This window comes from Amycolatopsis sp. NPDC059657, from assembly GCF_042734395.1.
Lineage (GTDB): Bacteria > Actinomycetota > Actinomycetes > Mycobacteriales > Pseudonocardiaceae > Amycolatopsis.
Genome location: NZ_JBHWEB010000123.1, coordinates 1 through 16551, shown reverse-complemented (window position 1 = coordinate 16551; position 16551 = coordinate 1). Strand labels below are relative to the sequence as shown.

19 protein-coding genes are annotated in these 16551 nt (G+C 68.6%); 9 read left to right on the top strand and 10 right to left on the bottom strand.

Features of this window, described 5'->3' with window-relative positions:
• Positions 1 to 14 precede the first annotated feature (14 nt).
• Positions 15 to 89, top strand: a complete 75-nt coding sequence (locus ACFV15_RS39960; RefSeq protein WP_098515123.1) for a 50S ribosomal protein bL37 — start codon at positions 15 to 17, stop codon at positions 87 to 89.
• A 64-nt stretch (positions 90 to 153) separates the two neighbouring features.
• Here ACFV15_RS39960 and rsrA read toward each other — a convergent pair whose 3' ends face one another.
• Positions 154 to 474, bottom strand: coding sequence for a mycothiol system anti-sigma-R factor (gene rsrA / locus ACFV15_RS39955; protein ID WP_378357589.1), 321 nt, complete (start codon positions 472 to 474; stop codon positions 154 to 156).
• Positions 471 to 1097 (bottom strand): sigma-70 family RNA polymerase sigma factor, encoded by a 627-nt coding sequence (locus ACFV15_RS39950; protein WP_378357587.1) that lies wholly within the window; start codon positions 1095 to 1097, stop codon positions 471 to 473. Before ACFV15_RS39950 ends, rsrA begins: the two co-directional genes overlap by 4 nt.
• A gap of 163 nt (positions 1098 to 1260) precedes the next feature.
• On the opposite strand from ACFV15_RS39950, the gene ybaK reads away from it, so the two are divergent.
• Together ybaK and ACFV15_RS39940 are read left to right on the top strand one after the other, a co-directional pair.
• Positions 1261 to 1737, top strand: coding sequence for a Cys-tRNA(Pro) deacylase (ybaK, locus tag ACFV15_RS39945; RefSeq protein WP_378357585.1), 477 nt, complete (start codon positions 1261 to 1263; stop codon positions 1735 to 1737).
• A gap of 74 nt (positions 1738 to 1811) precedes the next feature.
• Complete coding sequence (locus tag ACFV15_RS39940) at positions 1812 to 2360, top strand: hypothetical protein (RefSeq protein ID WP_378357583.1); 549 nt, start codon at positions 1812 to 1814, stop codon at positions 2358 to 2360.
• Here ACFV15_RS39940 and ACFV15_RS39935 read toward each other — a convergent pair.
• Both ACFV15_RS39935 and ACFV15_RS39930 read right to left on the bottom strand, forming a co-directional pair.
• Complete coding sequence (locus ACFV15_RS39935; RefSeq protein WP_378357581.1) at positions 2310 to 2918, bottom strand: alpha/beta family hydrolase; 609 nt, start codon at positions 2916 to 2918, stop codon at positions 2310 to 2312. The genes ACFV15_RS39940 and ACFV15_RS39935 overlap by 51 nt on opposite strands.
• Positions 2915 to 3691 carry an SOS response-associated peptidase gene (locus tag ACFV15_RS39930; protein WP_378357579.1) on the bottom strand — a complete coding sequence of 259 codons (777 nt, stop codon included), beginning with the start codon at positions 3689 to 3691 and terminating at the stop codon, positions 2915 to 2917. The genes ACFV15_RS39935 and ACFV15_RS39930 overlap by 4 nt, the downstream gene beginning before the upstream one ends.
• 116 nt (positions 3692 to 3807) lie before the next feature.
• Here ACFV15_RS39930 and rsgA point away from each other — a divergent pair, with 116 nt between their 5' ends.
• From rsgA to ACFV15_RS39910, 4 genes are all read left to right on the top strand, one after another.
• Complete coding sequence (rsgA, locus tag ACFV15_RS39925) at positions 3808 to 4812, top strand: ribosome small subunit-dependent GTPase A (protein WP_378357612.1); 1005 nt, start codon at positions 3808 to 3810, stop codon at positions 4810 to 4812.
• 17 nt (positions 4813 to 4829) lie between these two features.
• On the top strand, positions 4830 to 5699 hold the full coding sequence (locus ACFV15_RS39920; RefSeq protein WP_378357577.1) for a hypothetical protein: 870 nt from the start codon (positions 4830 to 4832) through the stop codon (positions 5697 to 5699).
• Between the two features lie 80 nt (positions 5700 to 5779).
• A complete protein-coding gene (locus ACFV15_RS39915) occupies positions 5780 to 6547 on the top strand; it encodes a hypothetical protein (protein ID WP_378357575.1) in 768 nt (255 codons plus the stop codon).
• A 97-nt stretch (positions 6548 to 6644) separates the two neighbouring features.
• Entirely contained in the window at positions 6645 to 7541 is an 897-nt protein-coding gene (locus tag ACFV15_RS39910; protein ID WP_378357574.1) for an NAD-dependent epimerase/dehydratase family protein, read from the top strand.
• Positions 7542 to 7687: 146 nt separating this feature from the next.
• Here ACFV15_RS39910 and ACFV15_RS39905 read toward each other — a convergent pair whose 3' ends face one another.
• Both ACFV15_RS39905 and ACFV15_RS39900 read right to left on the bottom strand, forming a co-directional pair.
• Positions 7688 to 8188: a DUF6912 family protein gene (locus ACFV15_RS39905; protein WP_378357572.1), complete on the bottom strand. Its 501-nt coding sequence runs from the start codon at positions 8186 to 8188 to the stop codon at positions 7688 to 7690.
• Positions 8185 to 9591, bottom strand: coding sequence for a wax ester/triacylglycerol synthase family O-acyltransferase (locus tag ACFV15_RS39900; protein WP_378357570.1), 1407 nt, complete (start codon positions 9589 to 9591; stop codon positions 8185 to 8187). Before ACFV15_RS39900 ends, ACFV15_RS39905 begins: the two co-directional genes overlap by 4 nt.
• 34 nt (positions 9592 to 9625) lie before the next feature.
• On the opposite strand from ACFV15_RS39900, the gene ACFV15_RS39895 reads away from it, so the two are divergent.
• Entirely contained in the window at positions 9626 to 10393 is a 768-nt protein-coding gene (locus ACFV15_RS39895) for a TrmH family RNA methyltransferase (protein WP_378357568.1), read from the top strand.
• On the opposite strand, the gene ACFV15_RS39890 is transcribed toward ACFV15_RS39895, so the two are convergent.
• Entirely contained in the window at positions 10371 to 10754 is a 384-nt protein-coding gene (locus ACFV15_RS39890) for an HAD-IA family hydrolase (RefSeq protein ID WP_378357566.1), read from the bottom strand. The two genes, ACFV15_RS39895 and ACFV15_RS39890, sit on opposite strands and share 23 nt — an antisense overlap.
• A gap of 111 nt (positions 10755 to 10865) precedes the next feature.
• On the opposite strand from ACFV15_RS39890, the gene ACFV15_RS39885 reads away from it, so the two are divergent.
• Positions 10866 to 11369 (top strand): Rv3235 family protein, encoded by a 504-nt coding sequence (locus ACFV15_RS39885; protein ID WP_378357565.1) that lies wholly within the window; start codon positions 10866 to 10868, stop codon positions 11367 to 11369.
• Positions 11370 to 11435: 66 nt separating this feature from the next.
• Here ACFV15_RS39885 and secA read toward each other — a convergent pair whose 3' ends face one another.
• The 3 genes from secA to ACFV15_RS39870 all read right to left on the bottom strand — a co-directional run bounded on the left by secA (position 11436) and on the right by ACFV15_RS39870 (position 16341).
• Positions 11436 to 14261: a preprotein translocase subunit SecA gene (gene secA / locus ACFV15_RS39880; protein WP_378357563.1), complete on the bottom strand. Its 2826-nt coding sequence runs from the start codon at positions 14259 to 14261 to the stop codon at positions 11436 to 11438.
• 205 nt (positions 14262 to 14466) lie between these two features.
• Complete coding sequence (gene hpf, locus ACFV15_RS39875) at positions 14467 to 15156, bottom strand: ribosome hibernation-promoting factor, HPF/YfiA family (protein ID WP_378357561.1); 690 nt, start codon at positions 15154 to 15156, stop codon at positions 14467 to 14469.
• A gap of 540 nt (positions 15157 to 15696) precedes the next feature.
• Complete coding sequence (locus ACFV15_RS39870; RefSeq protein ID WP_378357559.1) at positions 15697 to 16341, bottom strand: ComF family protein; 645 nt, start codon at positions 16339 to 16341, stop codon at positions 15697 to 15699.
• Between the last annotated feature and the right edge of the window lie 210 nt (positions 16342 to 16551).

Below are 16551 nucleotides of genomic sequence, written 5' to 3'. Positions count from 1 at the left end.
ACCAAGGAGTGAGCATGTCGAAGCGTGCCCGCAAGCGTCGCGACCGTAAGAAGAACGGCGCGAACCACGGCAAGAAGCCCAACGCCTGAGTCCCGGCGTTGCGAAAAGGCCCCCACACCAAGCTGGTGAGGGGGCCTTTTCAAGTCACGGGCGCTACTCGCGCTCGATGCTGATCTCGGTGCGTTCGATGGTCAGCCCGCCACGCGATTCGACCGTCTTGCGGATCGACGCCCTGAGCCGCTCCTTGAGGTCCTCCGGCGCGTGCTCGCCGCCGCACTTGCGGTGCAGGAGCTGCTTGAGCTGCTCGTCGATGCCGTACTCCTCGAGGCAGGGCGGGCACCGGTCGAGGTGCTTGCGCAGCTCCGCCTCGTGCGCGGCGCTGCACTCCTTGTCGAGCAGCAGGTAGATCTCGGCGAGCGCCTCGTCGCAGTTGACCTTGTCGTCGGGGTCGTTCGAGCCGCAGACGTCGTTCATCGCCCGGCCACCTCCTCGCGTTTGCCCGAACGGATGAAACCACGTTCGCGGGCCACGTCCGCGAGCAGCTCACGCAGCTGCGCACGACCGCGGTGGAGGCGGGACATCACGGTCCCGATGGGGGTGTCCATGATCTCGGCGATTTCCTTGTAGGCGAAGCCCTCGACGTCGGCGAGGTACACGGCGAGCCGGAACTCCTCCGGCAGCTTCTGCAGCGCGGCCTTGACATCGGCGTCCGGCAGGTTGTCCATGGCCTCGACCTCGGCCGAGCGCAGACCGCTCGACGTGTGGCTCTCGGCCTTGGCGATCTGCCAGTCGGTGATCTCCTCGGTCGGCTGCTGGATCGGCTGCCGCTGACGTTTGCGGTAGCCGTTGATGTAGGTGTTCGTGAGGATGCGGTACATCCACGCCTTGAGGTTGGTGCCCTCCTTGAAGGACGCGAAAGCCGCGTACGCCTTCAAGTAGGTTTCCTGGACCAGGTCTTCGGCGTCGGCCGGGTTGCGGGTCATCCGCATGGCGGCCGAATAGAGCTGGTCGAGCAGCGGCATGGCGTCCCTTTCGAAACGCTCGGCGCGCTGCTTGTCCCCCGAATCGGGCACCGCGGGGTCCTGCGTGCTCGGCAAAACTTTCCCTTCCCAAGGCGCGTCGATGCGCGGACGCGCATGCGACTGCGTCGAGGATACGCGGTACGACTTCGCGCGGCTTGGCTTAGCGAGGGTTGTCTGCACGTCCGGTTCAACATCCGTGCCCCAAGAAGCATTCCCGGCCGAAAGTAAGCTTCCGCACATGGCTGGCAAGGGCACCCCCGCGACCGCGTTGCTGACGAAGCAGAAGATCGCCCACACCCTGCACGCGTACGACCACGACCCCCGCCACGAGTCCTACGGCACCGAGGCGGCCGAGGTGCTCGGCATCGACGCGGCGCGGGTCTACAAGACACTGGTCGCCGAGGTCGACGGCAAGCTCACCGTGGGTGTCGTGCCGGTCACCGGCCAGCTCGACCTGAAGGCACTCGCGGCGGCGGCGGGCGGCAAGAAGGCCAAAATGGCCGATCCGGTCGCGGCTCAGCGCGCGACCGGGTACGTGCTCGGCGGTATCTCGCCGCTCGGGCACCGCAGCAGGCTGGCCGTGGTCATCGACGCGTCCGCCGAAGCACACACCACTGTGTACTGCTCGGCCGGGCGCCGCGGCCTGGAGGTCGAACTCGCGCCCGCCGATCTCGTGCGGCTGACCAACGCGGTCGTCGCGCCCATCGCCGGGTGACTCCCTCCCAGGGGTGAGCCGATCGGTCCTCCAGCGGGAGGATCGCGGCCTTCGCGTGCGGAATTCTCCTTGCCATGAAGCAAGTACCACGCTGGGCCACCTGGTGCGCGCATGCCGCGCTGCTGACGACGTTGCCTTCTGGACTCTGGCGAATCGCCATGGGTTTGCGGATCCCGGTCGGCTTCACCGAAAAGGGACTCGCCGAATTCGGCATTCCCGGCTGGGGAACGGCTTACGTGTTCGGGCTCAGCGTTTTCGCTGAAGCACTCGCCTTTCTGACACTCGGACTGGTACGGCCATGGGGCGAGGTCTGGCCGCGCTGGATCCCTTTCCTTGGAGGTAAAGGGATCCACCCGATCACCGCGATCGTGCCGGCGGCTTCGGGCGCGATCGCGGTGACCGTGCTCACGATCTCGTCGGCGTTCCGCTGGGAGGAAGCGGGGCTCACCATGTCGGCGGGCAGCTTCGAATCCGGTGCGGGTTACGGCGTGGTGATGGCCTGCTGTTACGCGCCTTTGCTGCTGTGGGGCCCGCTACTGGCGCTGGTGACGGCCCAGTACGCCTGGCGCAGGCTAGGCCAGCGGCCGCAGGACACGCTCCAGCCACTCGGCAGCCGCGCGTGAGACGCCTTCGAGGTCGGCCTTGAGGTTGTGGTCGCCCGCGAGCACGACGAGCTCGTGGTGCGGCCGCGGCTCCGGGCGGCCGAACGGGTCGTTCTCCCCCTGCAGTACCAGCACCGGCACCTCGACGCCGTCGAGCTCGTCCTGACGGCTCTTCTCCGGCTTGCCAGGCGGGTGCTCGGGGAACGCGAGGCACAGCACCGCCACCGCCTGCCCCTCCGAAGCCGTCCGGCACGCCACGCGCGCGCCGGACGAGCGGCCGCCGAACACCAGCGGCAACCCGTCGAAGCGGGCGGTGATCTCGTCGGCGACGGTCAGCCAGGACTCGTCCAGCTGCCTGGCCGGCGCCGGCGCGCGGCGCCCGGCGACGCGGTACGGCTGTTCCACCAGCACCACGTGCACGCCGACGGCCTGCGCCGCCCTGGTGACCGCGACCAGGTCCGGCGCCGACGTGCCGCCGCCGGCGCCGTGGCCGAGCATCAGCACCGCGACGCCCTCTTCGGCACAGTGCAGCTCGGCCCGTGCGGGACCGAAGGAGGTCTCGATCTCGATGCGCGTCATTTCGGCAGCTCGAACAGGGCGCTCTCGTCGAGCGGCTGCGCCTGCTCGGCGCGGGCGATGAGCTCCGGGCCGTTGTTGCGCACGTTGTTCACCCGGTTGGACACGGGACGCAGCTCCAGCGTGTCGACGAACGACAGCGGGGTCGGGCTGAGCAGCCCGGTGACGTCCGCCCGGTCGGGGTCGAGCCACTCGCCCCAGTTCTCGGCGGGCAGCAGCAGCGGCATCCGGTGGTGCACCTCGGTGAGCTGCCCGACCGCGTCGGTGGTCAGCACCGAGAAGGTGACCAGCGGCGGATCGTCGGTGCCCGGCTTGCGCCAGGTCTCCCAGATCCCGGCGAACGCGAGCGACGCGTCACCCGGTCCGGTCATGTAGAAGGCTTCCTTCTCCTTGCCGTCGCGCTTCCACTCGTACCAGCCGTCGGCGGGCACCAGGCAGCGCCTGCTCGACAGCGCCTTGCGGAACGCGGGCTTCTCCGTCGCCGTCTCGGCGCGGGTGTTGATCATCTTGTTGCCGACGGACGGGTCCTTCGCCCAGAACGGCACCAGTCCCCAGCGCATCAGCCGCAGCTGGCGCGTGGCGGGCTCGTCTTCGAGCACCTGGCCGTCCGCGTCGCGCGGGTGGCGTTGCACCACCGTGGGCACGGTTTTGGTCGGTGCGACGTTGTAATCGGCGGAGTAGTCGGTGGACGACCCTTCGCCGCCCGTCAGGTCCGCTGCCTCGAACTCCGCGGTCAATGTGGCCGGGTCCTTCGAGGCCGCATAGCGGCCACACATCGCTCGAACCTCCTCGTCGCACGGCCCTCTGGTGCGCCATCGTTACACGGTTCGCGCGGCGATGGCGAGCGTCGTGGGATCATCTGTGGAGGTGAACACGGAAGGGCGTGCTTGGTTTGGGTAGCGGTGACTGGCGCAAGCTGGACGAGACCGACGTCCGGGTGCGTCCCGGCAAGAGCACCCGTCCGCGCAGCAAGCGCCGCCCGGAGCATGCCGACGCGTCGACCGCGCTGGTGGTCACGAAGGACCGCGGGCGCTGGACCTGCGCGCTCGACGGTGACCCCGATCGGGTGGTCACCGCGATGCGCGCGCGGGAACTCGGCCGTACCCCGATCGTGGTCGGCGACTCGGTGGGCATCGTCGGCGACGTCAGCGGCAAGCCGGACACGCTGGCGCGCATCATCCGGGTGGACGAACGCACCAGCGTGCTGCGCCGCACGGCCGACGACACCGATCCGTTCGAGCGGGTGGTCGTCGCCAACGCCGAGCAGCTGCTGATCGTCACCGCGCTCGCCGATCCGCCGCCACGCACCGGTTTCATCGACCGTTGCCTGGTCGCCTGCTACGCCGGCGGCCTCGAACCGGTGCTGTGCCTGACCAAGTCCGACCTGGCCAGCCCGGACGAGCTGCTCGCCAGCTACGCGGGCTTGGACGTGCCCGCGATAGTCACCCGCCAGGACAGGCAACCTGAAGGCCTCGAAGAGCGTTTGAAGGGCAAGGTGACGGCGCTGGTCGGGCATTCCGGCGTCGGCAAGTCCACTTTGGTCAATCGGCTGGTGCCGGACGCCTCGCTGCCCATCGGGGTGGTCAGCGCGGTCGGGAAGGGTAAACACACTTCTGTGACGGCGATCGCGCTACCACTGCCCGGGGGCGGGTGGGTGATCGACACGCCGGGCGTACGATCTTTCGGGTTGGCGCATGTCACTGGTGACGACATCGTCAACGCGTTCGAAGAGTTCGCGGCGGCGGCTGAGGAATGCCCGTCCGGCTGCGGACACCTGGGGTCGCCCGATGACCCGGATTGCGCTCTCGACGATGTGGTCGGCGAGAGTCCGGCACGAGCGGACAGGCTGGCGTCGTTGCGACGGCTGCTGGCTTCTCGGGCTGGGATGGAAACTTGACGATGAGGGGTTTTTGAATGCGTAAGGCAGCATTGGTGGCTGGGGGCGCCGCCCTCGTTCTGGCGCTGACCGCCTGTGGCGGAAAGACCGATGGCAACGGCACGGCCGCTCCCGCGCCCGGTGGCGAGCAGAAGGACGCCATCAGCGCCCTGTTCAGCGACCCGATTCAGCTCGCCGACGCGGCGAAGGCTGGCACCGAGAAGTCCAAGTCCTCGAAGTTCACCATGGAGACCGCCATGGCGGGGATCACCATGAAGGGCAGCGGGCAGGCCGAGTACTCGGGCGCCAACTCCAAGATGGCCATGACCATGGACATGATGGGCATGCAGATCGAGATGCGCCTTGTCGACAAGGTCGTCTACATGAAGATGCCGGAAGCCCTTCGCGCGAAGTCGGGTATGACGAAGGAGTGGGCGAAGGTGTCGCTCGACGACGCCGCCGCCTCGAAGCAGGCGTTCGGCGCCGACTTCAACCAGCTTCTCGAGCAGAACAACCCGGCGAAGACCCTTGAGCAGATCAAGGACGCCGGCACCATCAAGAAGTCCGAGAAGACCACGCTCGACGGTCAGCCGGTCAACCACTACTCGGTGGACCTCGACTTCGAGAAGATGAAGAACAACATGCCCTCCGGTATCCCGGCGGAAGCGGTCGACCAGCTCAAGGGCAAGAACCTCATCATCCCGATGGAGCTGTTCGTCAACGCCGACAACCTGCCGGTCAAGATCGAGATGGACATGGGCCCGATGATGAAAGAGATCGCCGGCGACTCTCCCCAGGCCAAGCAGATGGGCGAGATGAAGATGACCATGAAGTACACCGACTGGGGTGGCCCGGTCGACGTGCAGGCGCCTCCGGCCGACCAGGTCGGCGACATGCCGAAGAAGTAGTTTCGCTCTTTCGATGGCGCCCCTCGGGTTTCCCCGAGGGGCGCCATTGTGTTTTCGGGGCTTCGTGCGACGCTGTGACGATGCGAAGAACGGCCTTGCTGGCGATGGCTTTCCTGCTCGTGGCCTGCGACAGCGAGCCGGAGCGGCCCCCGCTGTTCGGTGACACGCAGCAGCTGACGCAGGCGGTCTCGACCGCTCTGACGCAGGGCAAGGCGGCCAAGTTCAGCACCGACCTCGCCATCGGCGGGGTACGGACGACCGGCCGCGGCCAGGCACGGTTCGACACCGCGGGCACCGCGCTGGCGATGTCGATGGATCTCTCCGGCGAGCCGATGGAACTGCGGCTGGTCGACAAGCTGTTGTACGTCAAGGTGCCTGGCGCCGACGCGGCCAAGCCGTGGGCGAAGCTCAGCGCGGACGGCCAGGACCCGTTCTCGCAGGCGATGGGCGCGAGCCTGGATCAGGTGGCCAAGCAAAGCGACCCGGCGAGGACGGTCGAGCAACTGCGGCGAGCGGGCACCCTGGTGCGCGCCGAGCACGGCGACGGCGTCGACCACTACTGGTTCGACGTCGACCTCGCCCGGCTGGGTGACCGGCTGCCCGCCGGGCTCTCACCGGACGTGGTCAAGGAGATCCAGGGCAAGGCGGACCGGTTCCCGGTGGAGCTCTGGGTCGACGCGCAACATCGCCCGGCCGAGGTGTCGATGGACCTGTCGGCGCTGCTCAAGGCGGCTGGTGCGCCGGACGGCTCGCCCGCGAAGATCACCGCGAAGTACAGCGAGTGGGGCGCGCAGGCGGATGTCCAAGCTCCGCCCGCGGACCAGATCGGCGCGCTACCCGGGTCGTGAGCGTTGCGGGCGGTTCTAACCGCCCGCAACGCTCACGACCCCGGTGTCACGTTCGCGCGAGCTGCCTCGTCCAGGTGAGGACGAAAGGGGACGCGTGATGAAGGTGCTGGTCATCGGGGCGACCGGAGTGCTCGGCAGGCCCGCGGTGCGGCGGCTGCTGGCCGACGGGCACGAAGTGAGCGGCTTCGCCCGCGCCGGGCGGGAAAGCGCGGTGCGGGCGACCGGGGCGGCGCCGGTCACCGGCGACCTGTTCGACGTGGAGTCACTGGCCTCGGTGTTGCGCGGGCACGAGGCCGTGCTCAATCTGGCGACCCGGATTCCACCGGCCTCGGCGGCGGTCCGCCGGTCCGGCTGGGCCGAAAACGACCGGCTCCGTCTCGAAGGAACACGAGTGCTGGCCACTGCGGTGTCCCTTGTGGACTCAGTGAAAACCGTTGTCCAGGAAGGAATTTCCTTCGTCTACGCGGACGGCGGCGACACCCCGCTCGACGAAGACGCCCCGCTGGCGCCGTCGGGTGTCACCGCCTCCTCACCACAAGGGCACGCGAACATCGCGGAATTGGAGTCGACCGGCCGGTCGGCGATCCGCCTGCGCATCGGCGTGCTCGTCGGCGACGACGCGATGACCAAGGTCCAGCTCGCCGCGGCCCGCTACGGCGCACCGCTGATCATCGGCCGCCGTGACGACTGGACCTGCGCGATCCACCCCGCCGACGCGGCGGCGGCCGCTGTCGCGTCGCTGCGCGCGCCCAGCGGCGTCTACAACGTGGGCGCCGAGCCGGTCCGCAAGCAGGTGCTGGGCGAGGCGATGGCCGCGGCCGCCGGTGCCCGGAAACCGCACGCGCTGCCCCGCCGGCTCGCCGACCGGATCCCGATGATGGCGGTGCTGGCGCGCTCACAGCGCGTCGTCTCGAACCGTCTGATGGACGCCACCGGCTGGAAACCCGAACTCCCGGCACCCGGCCCCGCGTGGTTCGAACCCACGCGCCCCTAAGCAACCATCCCCCGCCACTCCCTGGGGGGCCGCCCCACGTCCAGCTTACCGAGACCCCAGGCCGGGCACGCCGGAAAACCCGGGTTGTCCACAGCGGCAAGTGATTGTGGACAACCCGAATAAGGCCAGGTCAGAGGGGTGAAAACTCAGAGCAGTTCCAGCAGGAAGGGCAGTTCCTGAGCGGCGTACCAGGCGAGTTCGTGGTCCTCCGCCTCGCCGAGGATGAACTCGGCGTCCGGGTCGCCGAGGTCGGCGGCGTCGATCGCGCGGGCCGCGTCCAGTACCGCGGGCTCGGCCTCGGAGGCATCGACGTGGATGGCCGCGACCTGGGAGAGCGGGATGGGGCCGTTCAGGCGGACGACCGCGTAGTCGAGGTCGGGGCGCAGGGTGGCGTCTTCGACGTCGGCCGAGATGACCACGCGGCGCGGCGGGAGGTCTTCGGGCTTTTCGGCGGCGCTGATCAGGCGCAGTGAGGCGCGGGCCGCGTCGAGCAGTGCCGCGTATTCGAGTTCCTCGTCGGAGCCGCTCGCGTAGGACTCGCGCAGCGCGGGCGTCAGCGCGAAACCGGTGCCGCTGCGCGCGCGGAACTCACCCGAGGTGTTCAGGTCGCGGAGCATGTCGATCGTCGCGGGCAGGTAGACCCTCACCAGTGTGCTCCTTTTAGCTCTTCCAAGGATTCCTCGATCATCCCGGCGAGAACGTCCACATCGGACACTGCCTTGCGGTCGCCGTTCAGTCCGAAGTAGACACCGCCGTGGTACGACGTGACGCCGATGGCGAGTGCCTGGTTGCGGACGAGCGGCATGACCGGGAACATCTCGACCATTCTCGCCTGCCCCGCGTACAACGGCACCTGCGGGCCCGGCGAGTTGGTGATCATCAGGTTGAAGATGCGGCTCGAGAACGTCCCGGCGGCCCGCGCGCCGAGCGAATGCAGTGTCGCGGGCGCGAAACCGCCGACGGTCAGCAGCGCACGCGCGGCGACCGAACGACCCGAGTTGAGATGGTCGGCCATCGCGTGGCCGATGTGCTGCAGCCGCAGCACCGGGTTGGGCTCGCCGACCGGGAGGTCGACCAGGTAGGCCGCCACCTGGTTGCCGACCAGGCCCGGCGTCGAGTACTCGGCGGTCTCCGCGTCGCGCACCGCCATCGGCACCAGCGCGCGGACGGTGGTCGACGAGGTCAGCGCCGACCCGCGCGAGAGCAGCCACTCGCGCAGCGCGCCGGTGATGCAGGCGAGCACGACATCGTTGACCGTGCCGCCCTGCTCGGCGCGGATCTTGCGGAAGTCCTCCAGCCGCGTCCGCACCACGGCGAACATCCGCCCACCGGAAACGCGCACATTCAGCGGCCCGGCGGGCGCGGGCCGCACCACGGTCCGCACGGCCGACGCGACACCGCCGAGCGCCTCCACGACCTTCTCGGCGGTCGCGGCGGCGTCGTTGGCGGCGGAGCGGACGTTCTCGACCAGCTCACCCGGCCGCTGCACGGTCTCGCTGATCGCGTCGAGCACCAGCTGCGTGCGGTTCGGCTGGCGGCGCGGGGTCCACGTGTCGTCGATCGGGTCCGGCTCCTGCGGCGTGGTGTCGAGGATCAGCTGCCCGAGTTCGATCGTGCCGACCCCGTCGACCACCGACTGGTGCGTCTTGGTCACCAGCGCGACCTTGTCGCCTGCCAGCCCCTCGACGAAATACGCCTCCCACAACGGCCGCTCGGGGTCGAGCCGCCGTGACATCAGCCGCGCGACCAGGTCGAACAGCTGCTCGTCCGTGCCTGGCTCCGGCAACGCGGAGCGCCGCACGTGGTAGTTGAGGTCGAAGTCGACGTCGTCGACCCAGACCGGCCTCGCCAGGTGCCCCGGCACCTCCAGCACGCGCTGCCGGTACCGCGGCAGGTACGCCAGCCGCTGGCCGATCAGCGTGAGCAGCTGCTCGTAGTCGAAGCCGCTGCTCGGCCGTTCGAAAACCGCGACCCCGCCGACGTGCATGGGGGTCGCGTGGTCCTCCACGTACAGGAAGGAGGCGTCCAGCGCGGAAAGGCGGTCGGGCATGACGTGATCCTGACACAGTGCGACACTGCGCGGCGTGGGTGTTGAGCATGAGATATCGCCGAAAGACCGGTTCTTGACCGTGTATGGCAGAAAGCCGGTTCTCGAGGCACTCGACGACGCCTCGCTCGTGGTGGACAAGGTGATACTCGCCGACACCGCGCGAGGCCAGGCCGCCGCCGAGATCCTGCAGGCGGCCAAGGCCGCGGGCGTCGTGGTCCAGCGCGCGAGCGCGCACCGCGTGAAGGTGCTCGCCGGCAACGGCAAGCAGGACCAGGGCGTGCTCGCGGACGTCGTCGCGCCCCGCATGTCGACGCTGGCCGCCGCGCTCGCGGGCAAACGCCCGCCCGCACGCGTGCTGCTGCTCGACGGCATCACCACCCCCGCCAACGTCGGCATGATCCTGCGGACGGCCACCGCGGCGGGCCTCGAAGGCGTCATCGTGCCGAGGCGCGGGGTCGCGGCGCTGGACCCGATGGTCGTCAAGGCGTCGGCGGGCGTCGCGTTCCGGGCGCCGGTCCTGCGCTGCGGGACCGCGCGTGAGGCCGCCGAGATGCTGGTCGAGGCGGGCTACGGGCTGTTCGCGCTCGGCGCGTCGGCGCGAAGCTCGGTGTTCGACATCGAGCTGCCGCAGCGCGCCGCGTTCGTGCTCGGCGGCGAGACGGCCGGGGTCGGCGCCGAGGTCGGCGAACTGGTCACCGAGTGGGTGTCGATCCCGATGCCCGGCGACGTCGAGTCGCTCAACGTCTCCGCGGCCGCCGCGGTGCTCTCGTTCGAGCTGGTCAGGCGGGGAACAGCGCGCTGATCTCGGTGAGCGTGCCCGCCACCGACGTGTGGTGCACGCCCGCCATGCCCGCGGCGACGGCGCCGTGGACGTTGCGCGCGGAGTCGTCGACGAAGACGCAGTGGTCGGCCGGCAGGCTGAGCAGACCGGCCGTGAGCAGGTAGACCTCGCGTGACGGCTTCGCGACGCCCACCTCGCCGGAGAACACGAGCGCGTCGAAGAACGGCTCCAGCGAGCGCTTGGCCGCCGCCGACGCCCCCGGCGCGTTGGACAGCAGCGCGGTGCGGATTCCCCGCTCCCGCAACGCTTTCAGCTCCACATAGAGCTCCTCCGCGTCCGGATCGGTGAGCACACCCGCGTAATCGACGATCAAACCCCGCATCTCCCCAGCCTAGGCTGACACGTTCGGGTGAGGTGTGCATGGATTCCGGGGGTTGCCCGCACTAACAGGGTGGAGGCGGCCGGCCGGGCCGCCGAAGAGGGGGGACCTCTGATGACCGCCGTGTGGTTGAGACCGCTCGCGCCCTTCGAACCGACCGGGCGCGCCGCCGCCAGGCCACCTCGCGTCCGGCAGCGGCGTGAGGACCCGGACGGGCAGCTCTCGTTCGATCTGGAGCTCTCCGGCGGACGCAGGCGGCGAACGCTGACCAGCGCGCACGAGCTGCCGCCGGACAACCAGAAGCTGGGCCGGATGATCCGCATGATCCTGGAGACCTGCGACGGCAGGCGCCCGCCTGGCCAGGTGCGGCCGCTCGTCAGCCTGGCGCTGTACGAACGCCTCGTCGACCGCAGGCGCGCGCTGGGCGTCCGCTACACGATGCGGACGATCCACACCTGCTACCCGGCCGACGGCGCGATCGAAGCCTGCGCGACCGTCGAAGCCGGGTCACGCGTGTTCGCCGCCGCTGCCCGGTTCGAGCGCAACGCGGCAGGCTGGCGCTGCAGCCGGTTCGAGGTACTGGAGACCAAAGAGCGCGGCCAGCGCAAAACCGCATGAAAAAGCTCGTGAGTGGTACGGCCGGTTAGAACCGGTCATACCACTCACGAGCTGTGAGCTGCGGGTTTAGCGGCGGGGGCCGCGCTTGCCCTTCTTGGCCTGCTCGCGCTGGGCGGCACGGCGCTCGCGGCGCGTGACACCCGCGGCGTCGGAGTCGCCCGCCGCGTCCGCGTGCGACTCGGCTTCACCGTCTTCGGCGGGGCCGGAGAAGGTGAGGCCGGTCTGCGGGTTGCCGTTCTCCAGGCCCTTGCCACGCAGTGCCGACGGGACGGACTTGGTGTCCGTGGACGGCGGCTGCGGCGGCGCGGGACGCGAGTGACGGCCTTCGGGCGCCTGGCCGTTGCCGTTGGGCGAGAGACCCCCTGGCAGCGCGGTGGCGTCCTCTGCCGCGGGCTCCGGCTCGGTGACCTCGACCTGAAGGTTGAACAGGAAGCCGACGGCCTCCTCCTTCAGCGAGTCCAGCATGGCGTTGAACATGTCGTAGCCTTCGCGCTGGTACTCGATCAGCGGGTCACGCTGCGCGAGCGCCCGCATGCCGATGCCCTCCTTGAGATAGTCCATCTCGTAGAGGTGCTCACGCCACTTACGGTCCAGCACGGACAGCATCACGCGGCGCTCGAGCTCCCGCATGGTGCCTTCGCCCGCCTTGGACTCGATGTCGTGCTCGCGGGCGGTATAGGCGTCGAGAATGTCGGACCGCAGCGCGTCACGCAGGCGCTCGGCGTCCAGGTCCTCTTCCTCGACCAGCTCGTCCCAGGTCACCTTGACCGGGTAGAGCCCCTTCAGCGCGGTCCACAGCTTCTCGTGGTCCCAGTCCTCCGCGTAGCCGTCGGCGGTCGCGGCGGTGACGTACTCGTCGACGACACCGGTGAGCATGTGCACGACCTGCTCGGAGAGGTCTTCGCCCTCCAGTACGCGCAGGCGCTCCTTGTAGATCACCTTGCGCTGGAGGTTCATCACCTCGTCGTACTTCAGGACGTTCTTGCGGATCTCGCCGTTCTGCTGCTCGACCTGCGTCTGCGCGCTCTTGATGGCCTTGGAGACCATCTTGTGCTCGATCGGCATGTCGTCCGGCAGGCGCATGGTGGTCATGACGCGCTCGACCATCGAAGCGTTGAAGCGCTTCATCAGGTCGTCGCCCAGCGACAGGTAGAACCGGGACTCACCGGGGTCGCCCTGACGCCCGGATCGGCCGCGCAGCTGGTTGTCGATGCGGCGGGAGTCGTGGCGCTCGGTGCCGAGCACGTAGAGGCCACCGGCCTCCTTGACCTCGGCCGCCTCGGCCTCGGCCTGCTTCTTGACCTCCTCGAGCACCTTCGGCCACTCGGCCTCGTACTCCTCGGAGTGCTCGACCGGGTCGAGGCCGCGCTCGCGCAGCACCTCGTCGGCGATGATGTCCGGGTTGCCGCCGAGCACGATGTCGGTACCACGGCCCGCCATGTTCGTGGCGACCGTGACCGCGCCCTTGCGACCGGCGCGCGCGACGATCAGCGCCTCACGGTCGTGGTGCTTCGCGTTCAGCACCTCGTGCGGGACGCCCATCTTGAGCAGCAGCTTCGACAGGTGCTCGGACTTCTCGACGCTCGTGGTGCCGACGAGGACCGGCTGGCCCTTCTCGTGCCGCTCGGCGATGTCCTCGGCGACGGCCTCGAACTTGGCCTGCTCGGTCTTGTAGATGAGGTCCGGCTGGTCGGCGCGGATCATCGGCTTGTTCGTCGGGATCGGCACCACACCCAGCTTGTAGGTCTGGTGGAACTCGGCGGCCTCGGTCTCGGCCGTACCGGTCATGCCGGCCAGCTTGTCGTAGAGGCGGAAGTAGTTCTGCAGCGTGATCGTGGCGAGCGTCTGGTTCTCCGCCTTGATCTCGACGCCTTCCTTGGCCTCGATCGCCTGGTGCATGCCCTCGTTGTAGCGGCGGCCAGCCAGGATGCGGCCGGTGAACTCGTCGACGATCAGGACCTCGCCGTTGCGGACGATGTAGTCCTTGTCGCGCTTGTAGAGCTCCTTGACCTTCAGCGCGTTGTTCAGGTACCCGACGAGCGGGGTGTTCGCCGCCTCGTACAGGTTGTCGATGCCGAGCTGGTCCTCGACGAACGCGACACCCTTCTCGGTGACACCGACGGTGCGCTTGCGGATGTCCACCTCGTAGTGGATCTCCGGCTTCATCAGCGGGGTCAGCCGCGCGAACTCGGTGTACCACCGCGAGGACTGGTCGGCGGGGCCCGAGATGATCAGCGGGGTCCGCGCCTCGTCGATGAGGATCGAGTCGACCTCGTCGACGATCGCGAAGTTGTGGCCGCGCTGCACGCAGTCGGCGAGGTCCCACGCCATGTTGTCGCGCAGGTAGTCGAAGCCGAACTCGTTGTTCGTGCCGTGCGTGATGTCGGCGGCGTACATCTGGCGGCGGACCTCGGGGGTCTGCTCGGACAGGATCACGCCGACCTCGAGGCCGAGGAAGCGGTGGATGCGGCCCATCCACTCCGCGTCTCGCTTGGCGAGGTAGTCGTTGACCGTGATGACGTGGACGCCCTTGCCGGAGATGGCGTTGAGGTACGCGGGCGCCACCTCCGTGAGGGTCTTGCCCTCACCGGTCTTCATTTCGGAGACCTGGCCGAGGTGCAGCGCGGCGCCGCCCATGAGCTGGACGTCGTACGGCCGCTGGCCCAGCACGCGCCACGCGGCCTCGCGGACCACCGCGAAGGCCTCGGGCAGGAGGTCGTCGAGATCCTCGCCCTCGGCGTAGCGCTGCTTGAACTCGTCGGTCTTGGCCCGCAGCTCGGCGTCCGTCAGGTCCTTGACGTCGTCTTCGAGGGTGTTGATGTGGTCGGCGATGTGGCGCAGCCGCTTGACCATCTTGCCCTCGCCCACGCGGAGCAGGCGATTCAGAACCATCCCGGTCGACCTCACTAGCCAGTAGATTGCTCGGACCCGGGCCGCCCCCGGGCACTATGACCTGCGCGTCCGGGCCAGGCCCGTACCCGCAGTTGACCCCCATCGTAGGGAACGTTACTGCCAACGTGCAGTCGCGTGCGCAAGTTCCATGCGAAGGGCCCGCACGCGAGTCGCGTGCGGGCCCTTCGTGGACGTTTCGGGCGGCTTACTTCGCCAGCCGGATCACGCCGTAATCGAAGCCTCGCCTTCGGTAAACGACACTCGGGCAACCGGCCGCGGAGTCGTTGAACAGATAGAAGTCGTGTCCGACCAGTTCCATCTCGTAGAGAGCCTGGTCGACGGTCATGGGTTCGGCGGTGTGTTCCTTTTCGCGGACGATCCGGCCGGGTACGTGTTCGGCTACTCCGTCGTCCCAGCGCTGCTCGGGGAGGTCTACTTCCTCCGGGCTCATGGCCCCGAATCCGGCAGCGGCCACAGCGGGCGCCTCAAGCACCGCCGTACTCGTCATGGGTTGTGCACCGTCCATCGGGGCGGATTCGCCACCGGCAATCGAGGTCGCCGCGGAGACAGACTCCGGCACTCGGCGCCCGTAGTGCACCCTGCGTCGATCGTGCGATTTGCGCAGTCGGTTTTCGAGTTTTGTCACCGCCAGGTCGAGAGCGGCATAGAAATCCCCGGCACAGGCTTCCGCGCGGACCGCGGGTCCCTTGCCCTTTCCGGTGATTTCGACACGCTGGCAGTTCTTCGACTGCCTGCGGTTGGGCTCGTGGAAGAGCTCCACGTCGTAACGGATGACCTTCTTGTCATAGCGCTCTAGACGGGTCAGCTTTTCGCCGACGAGTGCCCGATAGTGCTCAGGCACCTCTACGTTACGACCCTTCACGACGATGTCCATACACGACCTCCCTCGCTGAATTGACTGCGAGCCTTTTGTGTTCACTAGGGCGCCGGTAAAGCGGGGACGTATGCCCTCAAAGGGCGGTGAGAGAACTCAGTGACGGTTCACGACGTCTCGTGCCGTACCACCGAACGCGGACTCAGCGCACCAGCGGCGCCAGGGACATGGGCTGTTCACCTCCCTGTCTGGCCGGGATAGCTGATAGCGGAGCACGTTAGCTTCATCACGCGCGTTACAACAGCCCCCGAGCCGGGGGATGTCATCTTGTGAGAACTCGTCACTGCGCGCAGCGAAACACTGGTGAAACGCTCGGTTACCCGGCCCGTTCGACGTATGGGATGAGTGGGATTTTCACACTGACGGCGCAACCGAAATGTGCCGCCTGTCCCGAGGGTGATCATCCGCGAGGTTTCAGCCGCCACCGGAGTGGACTCACCCGGCGCCGGTGTGCTTCTCGCGAAGATCCTCATATCCCGACAACGGCCACGTGCCCGCTCGCGTTCCCACTGCGGATCACTCGTGTAGGTGATATGGGGTTCACCCGGCTGCGGTGAGTGTCAACACGGCGGCAACATGCATTCCGCCTAATGCGAGCACGCGCACGCAAGCGGCCGCTGTCGAACCGCTCGTGATGACGTCATCCAGCAAAATCACCCGCGACCCCCGCGGCGCGAGCCCGCGCTCCCGAAGCCGCACTTTTCCCGCCAGATTGGCCGCCCGCTCCCTTCCCCCGAGCCCCACCGCGTCCCGCACCCTGGGATCGAGCCGCAGCGCCGGCGCGACGGCGGCGCCGTCCCCGAGCGCACGGGCACACCACCGCGCCAGCCGCGCCATATGCGCCCCGCCCCGCATCCGCGAAACGGAAGCCTTCGACGGGACCGGCACCAGCCAGACGGCCTCGCCGGCCAGGTTCGGCATCGAAGGCACGGCGCCGGCGAGCGCGGCACCCAGCGCGGGCGCCAGATCCCGGCGGCCCCGCTCCTTGTAGGCGAGCACCAGCCGCCTCGCGACGCCGCGGTAGGCGGCCAGTGCGTACACGGGCACCAGCCCCGCGGTGGGCCCGCGCGCGACTTCGGTGAGTGAATCCCACACCGCGGCGCAGTTCACACAGCACGGCTCACCCACAGCGCCGCAACCAGCGCAGCGAGTGGGAACCAGCAGGTCGAAAGCTCTCGTCTTCATGCCCCAGAGTGTCCACCCGGGCACCGACAGTTCTGGTCACCGAGCGCCGGGCGCCACAATTTTGCCCAGGGGCGTGCGATGGGGTCGTGAGTGTTCCGGCCGGTTAGAACCGGCCGGGTAACTAGTCAGGTGGTTGCTGGGTGTGTTGGTAGCCAGGGGTTTCCGGTGAGGGCGTCGCGGAGTGCGGTGAGTGTGTTGATGCCGTTTTTG